The organism is Shewanella sp. YQ_9 (genome assembly GCF_043103185.1).
Classification (GTDB): Bacteria; Pseudomonadota; Gammaproteobacteria; order Enterobacterales; family Shewanellaceae; genus Shewanella; species Shewanella algae.
Genome location: NZ_JBICJO010000036.1, coordinates 17230 through 30288, shown reverse-complemented (window position 1 = coordinate 30288; position 13059 = coordinate 17230). Strand labels below are relative to the sequence as shown.

17 protein-coding genes are annotated in these 13059 nt (G+C 52.6%); 8 read left to right on the top strand and 9 right to left on the bottom strand.

Annotated elements, in window-relative coordinates; all coding sequences use genetic code 11:
* Nucleotides 1-133: 133 nt before the first annotated feature.
* Nucleotides 134-1051: a LysR family transcriptional regulator gene (locus ACF8D4_RS11210; RefSeq protein WP_071237258.1), complete on the top strand. Its 918-nt coding sequence runs from the start codon at nucleotides 134-136 to the stop codon at nucleotides 1049-1051.
* 57 nt (nucleotides 1052-1108) lie between these two features.
* On the opposite strand, the gene ACF8D4_RS11205 is transcribed toward ACF8D4_RS11210, so the two are convergent.
* Both ACF8D4_RS11205 and ACF8D4_RS11200 read right to left on the bottom strand, forming a co-directional pair.
* Nucleotides 1109-1429 carry an excalibur calcium-binding domain-containing protein gene (locus tag ACF8D4_RS11205; protein ID WP_025009224.1) on the bottom strand — a complete coding sequence of 107 codons (321 nt, stop codon included), beginning with the start codon at nucleotides 1427-1429 and terminating at the stop codon, nucleotides 1109-1111.
* 169 nt (nucleotides 1430-1598) lie between these two features.
* Complete coding sequence (locus ACF8D4_RS11200; protein WP_156018539.1) at nucleotides 1599-1772, bottom strand: hypothetical protein; 174 nt, start codon at nucleotides 1770-1772, stop codon at nucleotides 1599-1601.
* Nucleotides 1773-2126: 354 nt separating this feature from the next.
* On the opposite strand from ACF8D4_RS11200, the gene ACF8D4_RS11195 reads away from it, so the two are divergent.
* The 3 genes from ACF8D4_RS11195 to ACF8D4_RS11185 are packed head-to-tail and all read left to right on the top strand — an operon-like array spanning nucleotide 2127 to nucleotide 3964.
* Complete coding sequence (locus ACF8D4_RS11195) at nucleotides 2127-3005, top strand: patatin family protein (protein WP_025009225.1); 879 nt, start codon at nucleotides 2127-2129, stop codon at nucleotides 3003-3005.
* A 3-nt stretch (nucleotides 3006-3008) separates the two neighbouring features.
* Entirely contained in the window at nucleotides 3009-3539 is a 531-nt protein-coding gene (locus ACF8D4_RS11190; protein ID WP_045283307.1) for a GNAT family N-acetyltransferase, read from the top strand.
* Nucleotides 3536-3964 carry a GNAT family N-acetyltransferase gene (locus ACF8D4_RS11185; RefSeq protein WP_044735473.1) on the top strand — a complete coding sequence of 143 codons (429 nt, stop codon included), beginning with the start codon at nucleotides 3536-3538 and terminating at the stop codon, nucleotides 3962-3964. The genes ACF8D4_RS11190 and ACF8D4_RS11185 overlap by 4 nt, the downstream gene beginning before the upstream one ends.
* Nucleotides 3965-3997: 33 nt before the next feature.
* Here ACF8D4_RS11185 and ACF8D4_RS11180 read toward each other — a convergent pair whose 3' ends face one another.
* The gene (locus ACF8D4_RS11180) at nucleotides 3998-5164 is read right to left on the bottom strand and encodes an MFS transporter (protein ID WP_025009228.1); all 1167 of its coding nucleotides are present in this window, start codon (nucleotides 5162-5164) and stop codon (nucleotides 3998-4000) included.
* 343 nt (nucleotides 5165-5507) lie between these two features.
* Between ACF8D4_RS11180 and ACF8D4_RS11175 the strand changes: the two genes are divergently transcribed.
* Nucleotides 5508-6356, top strand: a complete 849-nt coding sequence (locus ACF8D4_RS11175; RefSeq protein WP_044735472.1) for a PfkB family carbohydrate kinase — start codon at nucleotides 5508-5510, stop codon at nucleotides 6354-6356.
* 595 nt (nucleotides 6357-6951) lie between these two features.
* On the opposite strand, the gene ACF8D4_RS11170 is transcribed toward ACF8D4_RS11175, so the two are convergent.
* From ACF8D4_RS11170 to ACF8D4_RS11155, 4 genes are all read right to left on the bottom strand, one after another.
* Entirely contained in the window at nucleotides 6952-8259 is a 1308-nt protein-coding gene (locus tag ACF8D4_RS11170; protein WP_107110855.1) for an ATP-binding protein, read from the bottom strand.
* Complete coding sequence (locus ACF8D4_RS11165) at nucleotides 8259-8954, bottom strand: response regulator (protein WP_071237260.1); 696 nt, start codon at nucleotides 8952-8954, stop codon at nucleotides 8259-8261. Before ACF8D4_RS11165 ends, ACF8D4_RS11170 begins: the two co-directional genes overlap by 1 nt.
* Before the next feature lie 113 nt (nucleotides 8955-9067).
* Nucleotides 9068-9523, bottom strand: coding sequence for a CC0125/CC1285 family lipoprotein (locus ACF8D4_RS11160; protein WP_392468701.1), 456 nt, complete (start codon nucleotides 9521-9523; stop codon nucleotides 9068-9070).
* Nucleotides 9524-9538: 15 nt separating this feature from the next.
* Nucleotides 9539-10327, bottom strand: coding sequence for a MipA/OmpV family protein (locus ACF8D4_RS11155; protein WP_044735470.1), 789 nt, complete (start codon nucleotides 10325-10327; stop codon nucleotides 9539-9541).
* A gap of 147 nt (nucleotides 10328-10474) precedes the next feature.
* Between ACF8D4_RS11155 and ACF8D4_RS11150 the strand changes: the two genes are divergently transcribed.
* The 3 genes from ACF8D4_RS11150 to ACF8D4_RS11140 are packed head-to-tail and all read left to right on the top strand — an operon-like array spanning nucleotide 10475 to nucleotide 12062.
* Entirely contained in the window at nucleotides 10475-11179 is a 705-nt protein-coding gene (locus ACF8D4_RS11150) for an MOSC domain-containing protein (protein WP_107110856.1), read from the top strand.
* A 17-nt stretch (nucleotides 11180-11196) separates the two neighbouring features.
* On the top strand, nucleotides 11197-11532 hold the full coding sequence (locus ACF8D4_RS11145) for a DUF4870 domain-containing protein (RefSeq protein WP_037436274.1): 336 nt from the start codon (nucleotides 11197-11199) through the stop codon (nucleotides 11530-11532).
* A gap of 47 nt (nucleotides 11533-11579) precedes the next feature.
* Nucleotides 11580-12062 (top strand): hypothetical protein, encoded by a 483-nt coding sequence (locus ACF8D4_RS11140; RefSeq protein WP_107110857.1) that lies wholly within the window; start codon nucleotides 11580-11582, stop codon nucleotides 12060-12062.
* On the opposite strand, the gene ACF8D4_RS11135 is transcribed toward ACF8D4_RS11140, so the two are convergent.
* Together ACF8D4_RS11135 and rsmD are read right to left on the bottom strand one after the other, a co-directional pair.
* On the bottom strand, nucleotides 12053-12355 hold the full coding sequence (locus ACF8D4_RS11135) for a DUF1145 domain-containing protein (RefSeq protein WP_044735467.1): 303 nt from the start codon (nucleotides 12353-12355) through the stop codon (nucleotides 12053-12055). The genes ACF8D4_RS11140 and ACF8D4_RS11135 overlap by 10 nt on opposite strands.
* On the bottom strand, nucleotides 12352-12939 hold the full coding sequence (gene rsmD, locus ACF8D4_RS11130) for a 16S rRNA (guanine(966)-N(2))-methyltransferase RsmD (RefSeq protein ID WP_025009234.1): 588 nt from the start codon (nucleotides 12937-12939) through the stop codon (nucleotides 12352-12354). Before rsmD ends, ACF8D4_RS11135 begins: the two co-directional genes overlap by 4 nt.
* Nucleotides 12940-13059 lie beyond the last annotated feature (120 nt).

Below are 13059 nucleotides of genomic sequence, written 5' to 3'. Positions count from 1 at the left end.
TGATTTTCAATGGCGAGAATTTACGCCGATGATACAATCCTCTCAAGCGCATTTTTCTGGAAACACAGTTAAGGAATGCTTTATGGCGACCGCCGTAACTGAGATGTTTTTGCTGTTGTGATGGGGCTTAAAGATGAATAGGCAGATGGTCAAGGCGATGCTGGTATTTGCCACCACAGTTGAGAAAGGCACTATGAATGCCGCCGCCAGGCAGTTATGCATGAGTACATCTGCCGTTAGCCAGCAGATCTTCAAGCTGGAGCAGCAACTTGGGCTTGGGCTACTTAATCGCAGCACCAGGGCGTTGACACCGACCGAGGCAGGTAAGCTCTTTTACCAGAGCTGTGTACAGATGATAGCTCTTGCCGATGAGACAGAGCTGCAGTTGAGTCGTTTGAAGGACGGTCCGGCCGGTGAGTTGCGCATAGCCGCCCCAGTGGGCTTTGGTGGCGGTCTTCTCAGTGAGCCGCTAAGGCGTCTGTTGGAAGCGCATCCCGGCATTCAATTGTCGCTGCAGCTGCAGGATGAGACCGTGGATCTGGTGGGTAGTGGCATAGATCTGGCCATCTGTATCGGGCCTTTGGCCGATTCGGCGCTGGTGGCTCATCATCTGGCCGATTGGCAGATGCTCTTGTGCGTGGCACCTGACTTTCTGTGTCGGCGAGGGAACTCAATGCCCATGCATCCCGGTGAATTGCAGAACTGGGAGCGTCTGTGCCATAAGGGGAGTATGGTGCAGGACAGTATGTTGAGTCATACCGTCAGTGGTGAGCAGCTGTCTTTGGCGCCAGGGCGTCTGGCGGTCAACAATATGCAGAGTCTGATCCGCTTTACCTTGGATGGTTTGGGTTATGCGGCCTTGCCGGAGCCTGAAGTGCGGCAGTTTTTGCAGCAGGGCACTTTGTTGCCTCTATTGCCTGACTGGCAACTGCCGCAGTACAGCGTTTACGCTCTGACTGCGGGACGAGAGGCGCAGGCGCCAAAGATCCGCGAAGCCATAGCAACCCTGAGTGCTTGTTTTGCAGAAGATGGTCCACTGATTGCCGCTTGACTCAGGATTGTCATTGCCAGTTGGGGAAATGGCTACAGGCCAAGACGGATTATTGCTTTACCAGCGGCTGTCGTTTTCACAGGGGCGGCCATCATTGTCGCCATCCATCTTGGTGTTGGGGCAGTAACGGTTGAAGTACTCGGCTTCGGCTCTGGAGGTCATCTGGCTGCAATACTGGCGTCCATCGCAGTGGAAGCCGGCGTCCATCTCTACAGGCTTACTGGCATAGCGCGGGGCGGTTTGAGCCGCTTCGCGGATGCTGTTGCTTATGGTGTCTTGGTGAATGTCGGTCAGCTGTTGCGGTTCATTGCCGCTGAGTTTTACCCAACTCAGGTAACAGGCATAACCAAAAATAAAATAAAAAACAAAGCGTTTCATCTTTTTCCCTTAAGTATTTCGGCATCCTTGGCCAAATTGAAGTTGGCTTTGCATCTTTGAGTGGCTAAACCGCCCAAGGTGAAATTTTGCGTCGCTATTGCAGCCTGTTCCGGGGAAAAATTCAACTTAAATTTGACTTGTGTCACCCTATTACCGGGTGCAATGCAGTTTACTCTTCCGCCAAGGCCTGTAGCCTGTGCATTTCATCCTGCACCTGTTGCACATATTGGTCCCAGTAGCCCAACTGTCGAAATTCTTCCAGACAGCAGCGATAGAGCTTGAGTTTGTGCTTGTTGGCCAACTGCGGCAGTAAGCAGATTTCTCCTTGATTGCTAGCATCCATTCCTTTAACTCCTGTCAGGCGATACTGCGTGGCTTCCTGCCACTGCAGATAAGTTACTTTTTAATCAGTTGCCTGATGGTGCCGACTCGACTGATATCGGCGGCATTTGGACCAGGCCAAGCTGGGGCAAGCCCTATGCCACCGGGGTTTGCCAAGGGTGAGTTGACAATCAATTTGAATGTTTTTGGCGGATTTCTTAATGAAAAATCAGCATAAGCTTAAGTAATTCAAGGCAAATTTCTTACTGCTAAAGTACGGGTATTTCAAGAGTGGCTTCCCCTGTGGGCCATGCTTGGCTATGCTGCGCTATTGGCTGTATTGGGGGGAATCATAATGGTCACAGAGTTTAGGCAACTGCAAGGCACGGCTTTGGTGCTGGAGGGCGGTGGCTTGCGCGCCATTTATACCGCCGGGGTGCTGGATGCTTTCCTGGAAGCCGGAGTCATGTTTGATTATCAGGTAGGGGTTTCCGCTGGAGCCATCTACCCGGCTTCGTACCTTTCCAGACAGAAAGGGCGTAACCTGTTAATTCAGCAGCGTTATCTTGCAGATAAGCGCTACATGGGCATGAGGCATCTGCTGAAGACGGGCAATTATGTCAATACTGACTTCACCTATAGACGTATGGCTCACGAGTTGCTGCCGTTCGATTTTGAGACCTTCCTGTCCTCGGGGGCCGAATTCAAGATAGGTGCTTTCAACTGCCTTTCCGGTGAAACCGACTTCTTTGGCATGAGTGATTTTGGTGGCCACGACGAGCTGTTGCAGATACTGATTGCCTCAAGTAGCCTGCCTTTTATCTCCAAACCCGTCGCCATCAATGGGGTGCCTTATCTTGATGGTGGCATTGCGGCTCCTATCCCGCTGCAGCAAGCCAGAGCCGACGGCTATCAAAAACAGCTGGTTATCCTGACCCAGGCCGCGGATTACAGTAAGTCAGCCTTTAAGTTTAAATGGTTGGCACAAAAGGCCTATCGGCGTTACCCCAAGGTTGCCGAGGCTTTGCTGAGGCGCCATCAGGTGTACAACCAGGCACAACAACAATTACAACAGGCGGTTGCTGAAGGGAGTGCCATGGTGATCCAACCCAAGATGGCGCTGGACTTGTCGAGGCTGGAGCGCGACATCAACAAGGTAGAGGCTGTGTATCATTTAGGGCTGGCCGATGGCCGTGAAGCGCTACCGGCTGTGCAGCAGTTCTGTTGTTTTGGTGAAAAGCAAAGGGCTGGATAGCGAATGGAGCCAATTGCAAGCACCAACCTGACACTGCGCCGCTTAAGAGCGTCGGATCTTGCCGCCTTCAGCCGTTATCGGCAGGAGCCGCAGGTGGCTCGTTATCAAAGCTGGGACACCTTCAGTCTCGAACAAGCCAAGACCTTGTATGAAGCCATTCCAAAAGCTTGGGCGCTGAGCGGTCATTGGTATCAACTGGCTATTGAGCTTACCGACGGCACTCTGGCTGGCGATCTGGCCTTGCACTTCATTGATGAGCAGCAAGTGGAGTTGGGATTCAGCCTGGATCCACTCTGCCAGGGGCAGGGTATCGCCAGGGAAGCGGTATCCGCCGTGCTGGATTACCTGTTTCGTGAGCTTGGCAGACACAGGGTGATTGCAATTACCGACACGGAGAATCGCCCTGCCAGGCGCTTGCTTGAGGCCGTGGGCTTTCGCCGCGAAGGGCATTTTATCGACAATATTTTCTTTAAGGGACGCTGGGGCTGTGAGTATCAATATGCCCTGTTGGCAAAGGAGTGGTTATCCAAATGAAACAGCAAGTTGAAGTTCTGGAGCAAACCGCCGCTGTGGAGGACTTTATCCGTTTGCGGCAGATTACCGGACTGAGCCCTAGGCCGAGAGTCGGTGTCGAAAAGGCGCTGCCCAACAGCCTCTATGGTGTGCAACTTGTTTTCGAGGGTGAGTGTATCGCCATGGCCAGGGTGGTGGGGGACGGCGCAATTAATTTTGAAGTGGTGGATGTGGCTGTCGATCCCCGCTGGCAGGGACAAGGCTTGGGGCGTTTGTTGATGCAAAAGGTGATGGACTATCTGAAAGCTCACGCCTTCGAGGGTGCCTATATCACCTTGATGGCCGATGTGCCGCAACTGTACCTCAAATTTGGTTTCAGTTTCAGTTCACCGGCCAGTGAGGGCATGTATCTTGTCTGGCCGCCCAAGGCCGAGTTGAGTGCCTGAGTCCGGCCAAGGATCCTGAGCCTCAGCAGCGGCTCAGGGACGCAGTGCCGGCATCCGGCCACGGGTTGGTCGCACACTGGACAACAGCATATAGATACAAGTTGTGGTCAGACACAAGCCCAGATACATAGGCAGACCCTGCTGTTGCTGGAAGCCGTTGGCCACCAGAGGCCCGATAACTGAACCCACAGAGTAGCTGAGCAGCATAAGTTCGGTTGCCGCCACTATCTTGCTGCTGTCGAGGCTGTCACAGGCCAGCGTAATAGCGATAGGGTAGAGGGCGAAGGCGGCAGCCCCCAGCAGCAACAGGTTGAAGCCCATCACTAAAGTGCTGTGACTCAGCAAAATACCCACAACCCCGGCGGCGCCCAACAAACAGAAAAATGCCATCAAGAGAGTCTTGCTGAATCTGGGAGACAACCAACTGACCAGGGGTTGCACCAACATGGCTCCCAGGATCACTATGGCCATCAGTTTGCCCGTCAGCTGGTGGTCACCTGTCTGCTCGCTGAGAAACACAGGCATCAGGCCATAGATGGGGCCCAATACCAAACCTGCAACCAGACAGCCCATGATGGCAGGGCGACTGACATGCCTGACTTCTTTGAAGCTAATCTTCTGATGCTGTATTTTTTGTGGCTGGCAGCGCTTGGCCAGCAGTGGCGGCAATACGGCCAACACCAGTACTATAGCCACCAAAATATGCGGCATGGCACCATCGACACCCAACTGTCCCACACCCAGTTGTCCCAGGGCGTTACCGCCATAGAGTGAGCCTGTATAGAAGCCCAAACGCTTGGCTCTCTGCTTGGCGGTGTCGGCTATCAACAACCAGGACTCCACCACTACGAAGATGCCGGCCACGGCAATCCCGGCAATGAAGCGCGCCGCCAGCCAAAACTGACCATTAACCACCAAGGGCATGCCAGCCACTGTCGCCGCCAGTAGCAATAGAAACAGGATGAAGGCACCTCTGTGTCCCAGACGTGCCACGACAGGTGAAATACAAGTTGCCCCGAGCAACAGGCCGAAATAGAAAATACTCGCCAGCCAAGCCGCCAGATCTGTCGCTAAGCCAAAACCGTCCAATGCCAGCGGCAGCAGACTCATGTGATAGCCGGAAGCCAGAGCAAACAGGGTCAAACCCGCAACAGGTACCCAGGCACTGTTGTTGTGAGCGGTGGCGTGAGGTTGGGACAACTCAGACTCCAAATAGAAAAACGACCTTTTAAACGGAGATCAGTTTAAAAAGTCTGAATGGTGAAATTTTCCGCGAATATAGGAGTCTGTAGCGCTCGGGTAAAGTGAGTTTATTTTGTTGTCTTGGAAAGAAAATTTCACCAAAGTCTGGATGTTTAATAGTCTGTTTTAACTTTGAATAAATGTAAATAAAAACTCGCTTGAACGGCAATTTTTGCTGAGTTAAAACGGTGTTTTTAGCCGTTTGGCAATATCACCTCTTGTGGCCTTTGTTGTTGGCTGCGCTGCATTTAGTGTTTGCCCTGGGGTAAGATGGGGTCATTCGTTTCTGTGGACTATTTCTATGGCCAAGATTTTGCTCGTTGCCAACCTTAACTGTGACCGAATCTTATTGCTGGATAAACCCTTGCGTACCGGAGGTAGATTCCATTATCAGGATGGTGGCCAACGCTTGGGTGGTGGTGGCGCCAACACTGGCATAGGGCTGGAATGGGCCGGTCATAATGTGGCTCTGGTCAGTCAGGTTGGGCGAGACGAGATGGGCGATTGGCTGCTGGCCGAAGCCAGTACCCAAGGGCTGGATTGTCGCAGGGTGCAGCGGCGAGCAGGCAATACCTGTGAAATGTTGTTGGTGATGACCCCGGATGGCGAGCGCACCATTATCCGGCCGCAGCGGCCGATATTTGAATTGCCGGCGCCGCCCAAGTGGTCTCAGTGGGATGCGCTCTATATCAACTCCTCTGCCGAAGGGGCGGTCAGTTGGGCGCGAACCGCGCTGGAACACACTCTGGTGGTGGCACAATTGGCCAAAGATGACAGGCCAAGACCCTGCCATGTATTGCTGTCTTCGGTAACAGATATGCAAGGGCGCAGCGAGCTCAGCCCCTGGCAGTTTGGGCGTCAGATAGCCGGTGATGCACTTAAATACTTTATTGTGACTCAAGGCGAGCAGGGCGCAGTGTTATACCAGGAGAGTGGTGAGACGCTGATAGCGGCGGTTCCGGCGAAAGTGGTGGATACCACGGGGGCCGGTGATGCCTTTGCCGCCGGGCTTATCCATGGTTTGGTATCGGGAATGGCAGTGGAACAGGCCATGAAGGAAGCCGCTCAGTGGGCGGCTTTCGCGGTTGCCTCGGAAACCTCGATTCCGGGAGACGCCTTACGTCAGTACCTGCAAGCACAGCAGGATTGAGCTTGTCATAAAAATCCCGCATCAGTGTCATGCCGCTGTCATCAAGTGGGCTTAATCTTGCTGGCGATCTTTGGTTAGAGCTCAAGGGCTCTTCGGGTTTCTCCCTTCTTGTTTATTTATGTGCTAACTGGCTTGCCCTGCTCTTGAAGCAGGGCTTTTTTAATCCTGTCGCCCAAGGTTCGAGGCGATTGTCATCCCGCTGTCGCATATGTGTCATGAAGGCGTCACATCAGGAAGGTGCGAATAAGTCCTCTTGGCACTCTGGCTTACACAGCTATTGGCGTTCAAGGCATCTGACTGAAGACATGCCGGGGCCTGTCAAAGTCGGATAACGCAGAAAGCCGGTGGCTGTGTAAGCCCCGAAGGGCGTGGCTTACAGACCTATCTGCTATGTTGTGTTTCTTGCAAAGGACTTGGCCATTTGCTACGAACCACGCCTTGCATCCAGGCCCGTAAGCCGACGCAGAGCACACATGGGACTTGTTCACACCTTCCTAAGCCCCAATATGTGCAGCGAGTCTTCTTTATGGCGCTGTGATTCGCCCGCTGATTCCCAACTGGTTTGCTGGTGCCCCGTTTCTTAACGGGGCTTTTTTTAGCTGTTTTGGCAGCTTGTTGCCGGTCTGGGTAACCAGATATCGAAACTCGGGCCACCGCTTGCTGTGTCGCTGACGCTAATGTCCCCACAGTGCTGGCGAATGATCTGGGCACTGATGGCCAGCCCCAGGCCGTGACCGCCGCTGCCGCGATCCCGTGATTTGTCTATGCGAACGAAGGGGTCAAAAATGCGTTGTTTATCTTCATCCTGGATCCCTGGGCCATCGTTGGCAATATGCAGCCAGATCCTGTCAGTGTCGCCGCTGAGCCTTATGCTGACGCTTTGGCTGGCATAGCGGTAGCCGTTGCGGATGATATTGCTGACAGCTCTATGCCAGAGGCGCAGATCTACCATGGCCTCCAGTGGTTCTACCTTGGTGAGTTCAAGGGCGATATCGGTTTCAAACTGCAGGTGGGCAATCAACTCCTGCAGCGCGGTATCCAATGATTGGCAGCTCAATTGTAATGGCGCCTGACGTCGCTCCATTCTGGCGTATTGCAGCAACTCGTCCACCATGGTGCCGAGTTCATCCAGATCCTGATGTATGCCTTCCAGATAAGACATTTGCTCCGGGCGCACGCCGGAATCGTCCAGCATATCCAGATTACAACGGATCCTGAATATAGGTGTACGCACTTCATGGGCAACGGCATTGGTGAGTTGTTTGTTGCTGTCGATGAGTTTGGCTATCTTGTCAGCCATCTGATTGAATGACTGGTTCAGGTGTCCCACCTTGTGCCAAACACCTGTTTTGGCCCGTACTTTGAAATCTCCATTGGCAAAGGCACTGTGAACCCTTTCCAAGCGGCGCAGACGCCGGGCCAACAGGTAGAGCAGTACAAAGTTGATAAAAGCCAACACGGGAAACAGCACCCAGAGGGCAACGGATTCTTTGAAATAGTATTCCTGCCAGAAAGGAGCGGACTCGTCGCGGCTGATGGCATACACCTTATCTGAACCCTGGAACATGATATAGGAGATATCCTCTTCCATGTCTTTGACGTAATGCCGGTTGTCTCTCAGGATCTGTTTTTCTTCAGCTGACAGCTCGGCCGAGTCCAAAGAGATGACCCTCAGCTGTTTGTGCACGTTGCCTAGCACCTGTTCAAGCGAGGCCTCGGCGCTGGCAACACCCTTGGCGGCCGAGATTTCAGACAACAGCTGGCTCAGTGACATATTGGTGCGATCCAGATAGTCGCTTTCCCACTCATCGGAGGAAAAGAAGTCCAGCTGAAAGACAAAAATGATGGAGGTGAAAAACAGAAACACCAGCACCAGATAGGAGAAGATAAACAGGCGCTTCATTACCACCTATCCGGCACAAATAGATAACCCTTGCCCCTTACTGTGATTATCTTGCGTGGCAAACTGGGGTTGTCGCCTAATTTTTTACGCAAAATCACTACCTTGTTATCTATGCTGCGGTCTATTCCGTCGTACTCTATGCCGCGGGTTTCTTTGACCAGAAACTCCCGCGACAGTATTTCATCCGGATGTGAGCTCAGCAGCCACAGCAGGTCGAATTCGGCTGCGGTGAGGTTGACCTCTGCCTGACTGACGGCGCAGAACTTGCGGGCATTGTCCAGATAGAGTTCACCAAACTGACGTTCACGGTTGCTCTCTGTGACCGCGCTTTCCTGCCGTCTCAGTAACATGCGGATCCTGGCCAGCAGTACCCTGGGCTGAATAGGTTTATTGACAAAGTCATCGGCGCCCATCTCCAGAGCAGCCACTTGATCCATGTCATCTTCACTGGCGGTGAGGATCAGTATCTTGCCTTGGTATTGGGCCCTGATTTCACGGCAGATACTCAAGCCATCGTTTCCCGGCAACATAAGATCCAGGATCACCAGCTCAGGTTGACGCTCGAGTATTTGCTGGCAGGCACAGTTGCCATTGTCTATCCGCTCTACATCGAAATGTTGGTTCCTGAGGTAATTGGTCAGAAGGTCACTGATCTTATTGTCGTCTTCTACGAGTGTTATGCGAGTGTTTGCCATTTCCTGCCGATAAGCTTGTGGATCAAGATAAAGCAAAATTAGCACCCCGATTACATAAGTGACAATTTGATTGGCATAAAGGGGGACTCAGTCACCCCTTTACCAGTGACCATTCAGTCTTTAACGCTGACATTACTGAGAATATAGCTGACTTCATAACCCCGGGTGCCTGGATTTTCCGCCTTCTGGTTCAGGCCGGTGACTTCCACTATCACTGAGGTTTCCCTCTCAATCGAGTTGGAGCCCCAGAGCCAGCTATTGTCATTGCGACCCACACCAAAAGTATTCACTGCATCCCTGTTGGTTTGTTCGCTGTCCAGGGTGAAGAAGGCAAATCCCCCTTGCTGGCTCAACTCTGCCGCTTTGCGCAGAATGTATTTGCGGGCCAGGGCCCTGTCAGTGTTGTTATTGCCGACAAAACTTATTTGCCAGGCATTTGAGGCAATTTGGGTTGTCTCAAAGCCTTTGCCAAAGGTCCAGAAGGATTTCTGGGTGTCATAAGGGGTAGCACAGCCACTGACCACTATGGCTAAGCCTGCGGCAAGCAAGAGGTTTTTAAGCGATTTCATCCAAGGACCTCAGATTCAGAAGTAATAAGTCAGTGCCAGGTTGGCGTTCCACTGCTGTTTGCCATCCACAATCGGCGAGTCGGCAATGGCGGAATCCAGGTAGCTGTAGTTGCTGCTTTGGCTGAGTTCGAGATGTTCTCCCAGAGGCACAATCAGCTTGTAACCTGCGTTGTAGGTGAAGGCTTTGCCCGGTTGGTAGGCCTTATGCTGCTTATTGGCTTCAGCCTTGCTGACTCCGAAGTAGTACTGGGTAAAGTCACTGCTCAGGTAGCTGACGCCGGCGTAGGGAACGACACTGCCCCAGCCCAGGTTCAGTGGTACGGCGTAACGGACCTGGCCGATAAAGCCGTTGTATCTGTTGGTTACGTCATGTTGTACCGAGGTGGACAGAGTACCGAATCCCAGTTGGGTATCCAGGTTGATACCCAGATCGCCACTCAGTTTACGTTCATGGATGCCGCCAAGCGCTGCCGCGTCTGAGTCTTTCAAGGCAATACCCGGACTACCCAGGTACACACTCAGGTTGAAAAGATCTTTATCATTGCCGAAGAAACGGTAGTTGATATTGGCCAGTGAGGCGTTGAAGTCCTTGCCGTTATAACCCAGGTTACCGAAGGGACGCAGCTTGGAATCGACGCCTTGATAGAGTTCGCTGCCCTGATAGGCACCGGCAGAGACAAAGAAACTGTTTTCATGGCTGTAAATCTGGCCATTACGGATATAAACGTCAGTGTTGTCCGCCAAGGCGGCACTGCTTACTGCAGCCCCAACAAGGGCCAGGGCGCTGAATCTGAATGCTTTCATATTACTTCTCCTGAAAACATAAGAAATCCCTGGTATTGTCCTCGGCGTCACGGCCATACAATAGCGCCGCTTTGTATGGAAATGTCCGTGATCTGTCCCGTAAGCTTGGAGTATGATCGGGCTTTGGCACCCGAAGGGAGACGTAACGTGACCAAGTGTTTGATTGACAAGATTTCTGGGCTGTATGCCGGTGATGAGCTGACATTCAGGGACAAGCTGGCAAGCGGGATAGATAACAAATCCCAGATGGAGACGCTGGAGGTTTTCGGCGACAGGGTTGCGGGTGATGCCCAGGCGGATCCCAAACATCATGGTGGCCCGGATAGGGTACTGCATCATTTCCCTCGCGAGCACTATGGCCACTACCGGCGCATGGGGCTGATAACTTCAGGGCAGGATGCACCTGCCATGGGAGAAAACATCAGCAGTGTTGGCTTAACAGAGGCGGATATTCATATCGGCGATATCCTCAGCTTTGGCGAAGTCGAGCTGCAAGTCACCCAACCGCGTTCCCCCTGCTTTAAGCTCAATCACCAATATGGCCAGCGGGACTTTGCCCTTGCCATGCAGCAAACGGGTATGTCAGGTTGGTTCTATCGGGTGCTTAAGCCTGGCATCATAAGCTGTCAGGATGCCCTGATATTGAAACAAAGGCGTACCGATATCAGTGTTGCCAAGGCGATGAAGCTGTATTTTCGCCCCGAATTTGATGCGGCCGCCTATGACAGGCTGCTCAGTTGTGAAGGTTTGGCAGCCAGCTGGGTAGGCAGCTTGCAGCGCCGACTGGAGCGGGGCAGCATAGAAGACTGGCAGATGCGCCTCTATGGCCCGGATAGTTTGGCTTTGAACTGAAAAAGTTAGGAAACAACATGGAAAAACAGGAAAGAGACATGGGAATGTTGGTGCACTTGGCGAGTTTTGCCGGTTACCTGATCCCTTTCGGCACTATCTTGGGGCCGTTGATCGTTTGGTTGATGAAACGGGAAGAGTTTGAATTTGTTGATGTTTGCGGCCGTAATTGCCTGAACTTCAAAATCAGTATGATCATTTACACCATCATCAGCCTGATCCTGATCTTTGTTGGCATAGGTTTGGTGCTGGTGGCTGTACTGGCGATTTTCGATGTGGTGGTGACCATAGTCGCAGCGGTCAAGGCCAGTGAGGGAGTGGAATACAAGTACCCCTTGGCAATCAAATTCCTGTGAACCCGGGCCATCCATAGGATGGCCTTGTTGCCGACAGCGGAGGAGCAATGCGAGCCTTTTTATCCGGTATCAATAACTTTTGGGTCGGTCTGGTGTTCGGGTTGTCACTGCCGCTGTTGTTAGTTGTGCTGACGCTGAGCGTGACCCTCTATCAACTCACTGACTTTGCCAATGATGTTGCCATAACCCCTCTGTATCAGCGTGGAGAGCAGACTTTAGCGCGGGTCGACCAACTGCTGGTGACTCTGGATCAACGACTCAGTGATGACGACCCAGGTTTATTGGCACCATTTAAGCAAATAGAGTTGTTGCCTGAGCTCAAGTTGTTGGCTCTCAGTGTTGCCAAGTTACAGGTTGAAGAGAACCAACCGGCTCTCTCTGCTGTGAAGGCTGAGCTGGCGACTCAACTCGATGCTTCCCTTAAGCAAAGGTTTGCGACAGCCGAGGCTGAAGCCCTGAGCCAGCATTTGCAGCAAATTCTGGAAATATTGGCCAAGGGTAAAGAGGCGCCTTTGCCGCCTCAATCCTGAGTGTTTGCCGAGGTTTCTGCAGCCAGTTGACTCAGCGCTCGTTGGCGGTAATCCAGCAAGGCAAACACCCCGAATAGAAAGGCGTTGAGATAGTCTTTAGCCTTGAGCGGCAACAACTGACAAAATATCGTGTGAAATATCAGCACCTGCAGCCCATGCATCATGGCGGTTACCCCGAGAAGTATGGTGAGTATCACGCCGATATTGCCTTCAAACGGGCTGAACAGGTTGAAAAACATCAACACCCAAGCCAATAGGGTCGCCAGTTTTCCCAACACTAATACGGCTTTCATGACTCTATTCCTCCCGGGAAGCGATACAGGCGGTAGCTGACCTGGCCGGCCTGCTTCTCTTTCAATGCCTCCCAGTCGGCCGGTATCGGCAACTGCTGCAATTCTGATTCCACTTCGAGATAGATAAGGGCGCCTGGGTTGAGCCATTGATGCCGGGCCAGCAGGGTTAGGGTTTGCTCGGCCAGTCCCTTGCGAAAAGGGGGATCGATAAACACGATATCGAAACGGCGATCGGCAGGGCGCGCCAAACCGGCCAATACATCGCCGTTGATGACCTCGGCACTGTCGCATTTTAGGGTTTGCAGATTCTGCTGCAGTTGCTGAGCGGCGGTTTTTTGCAGCTCATAGACTCTGGCAAAAGCGGCATAGCGGGACAGGGCTTCCAATGCCAGGGCGCCACTGCCACCGAAACAGTCCAACACCGAGCTGCCACTGAGTTCACCTGCCAGCCAGTTAAAAAGAGTTTCCCGCACTCTGTCTGTGGTTGGCCTCAGGCCTTCCAGATCCTGGATGGGTAATTTTCTCGAGCGCCATTGGCCTGCGATAATACGAACCTGACCGCTGCCCGGTCTATTTTTGGCCATCTTGCCCCCGTGATTTTGCCTGAAGAAAGAAAGTGGTAGACTATGCCACCTTAAAAGCGTCGCTATTTTATAACAAACTCAGCCGAAAAGGTGAGATGAAGCTAAAGCCCTTTATCGCTC

Excerpts from the sequence above, each read along its gene's own strand:
- ACF8D4_RS11210 (WP_071237258.1), top strand. The coding sequence starts at position 134 with ATGAATAGGCAGATGGTCAAGGCGATGCTGGTATTTGCCACCACAGTT.
- ACF8D4_RS11205 (WP_025009224.1), bottom strand. The coding sequence starts at position 1,429 with ATGAAACGCTTTGTTTTTTATTTTATTTTTGGTTATGCCTGTTACCTG.
- ACF8D4_RS11200 (WP_156018539.1), bottom strand. The coding sequence starts at position 1,772 with ATGGATGCTAGCAATCAAGGAGAAATCTGCTTACTGCCGCAGTTGGCC.
- ACF8D4_RS11190 (WP_045283307.1), top strand. The coding sequence starts at position 3,009 with ATGGAGCCAATTGCAAGCACCAACCTGACACTGCGCCGCTTAAGAGCG.
- ACF8D4_RS11185 (WP_044735473.1), top strand. The coding sequence starts at position 3,536 with ATGAAACAGCAAGTTGAAGTTCTGGAGCAAACCGCCGCTGTGGAGGAC.
- ACF8D4_RS11175 (WP_044735472.1), top strand. The coding sequence starts at position 5,508 with ATGGCCAAGATTTTGCTCGTTGCCAACCTTAACTGTGACCGAATCTTA.
- ACF8D4_RS11170 (WP_107110855.1), bottom strand. The coding sequence starts at position 8,259 with ATGAAGCGCCTGTTTATCTTCTCCTATCTGGTGCTGGTGTTTCTGTTT.
- ACF8D4_RS11165 (WP_071237260.1), bottom strand. The coding sequence starts at position 8,954 with ATGGCAAACACTCGCATAACACTCGTAGAAGACGACAATAAGATCAGT.
- ACF8D4_RS11160 (WP_392468701.1), bottom strand. The coding sequence starts at position 9,523 with ATGAAATCGCTTAAAAACCTCTTGCTTGCCGCAGGCTTAGCCATAGTG.
- ACF8D4_RS11155 (WP_044735470.1), bottom strand. The coding sequence starts at position 10,327 with ATGAAAGCATTCAGATTCAGCGCCCTGGCCCTTGTTGGGGCTGCAGTA.
- ACF8D4_RS11145 (WP_037436274.1), top strand. The coding sequence starts at position 11,197 with ATGGAAAAACAGGAAAGAGACATGGGAATGTTGGTGCACTTGGCGAGT.
- ACF8D4_RS11140 (WP_107110857.1), top strand. The coding sequence starts at position 11,580 with ATGCGAGCCTTTTTATCCGGTATCAATAACTTTTGGGTCGGTCTGGTG.
- ACF8D4_RS11135 (WP_044735467.1), bottom strand. The coding sequence starts at position 12,355 with ATGAAAGCCGTATTAGTGTTGGGAAAACTGGCGACCCTATTGGCTTGG.
- rsmD (WP_025009234.1), bottom strand. The coding sequence starts at position 12,939 with ATGGCCAAAAATAGACCGGGCAGCGGTCAGGTTCGTATTATCGCAGGC.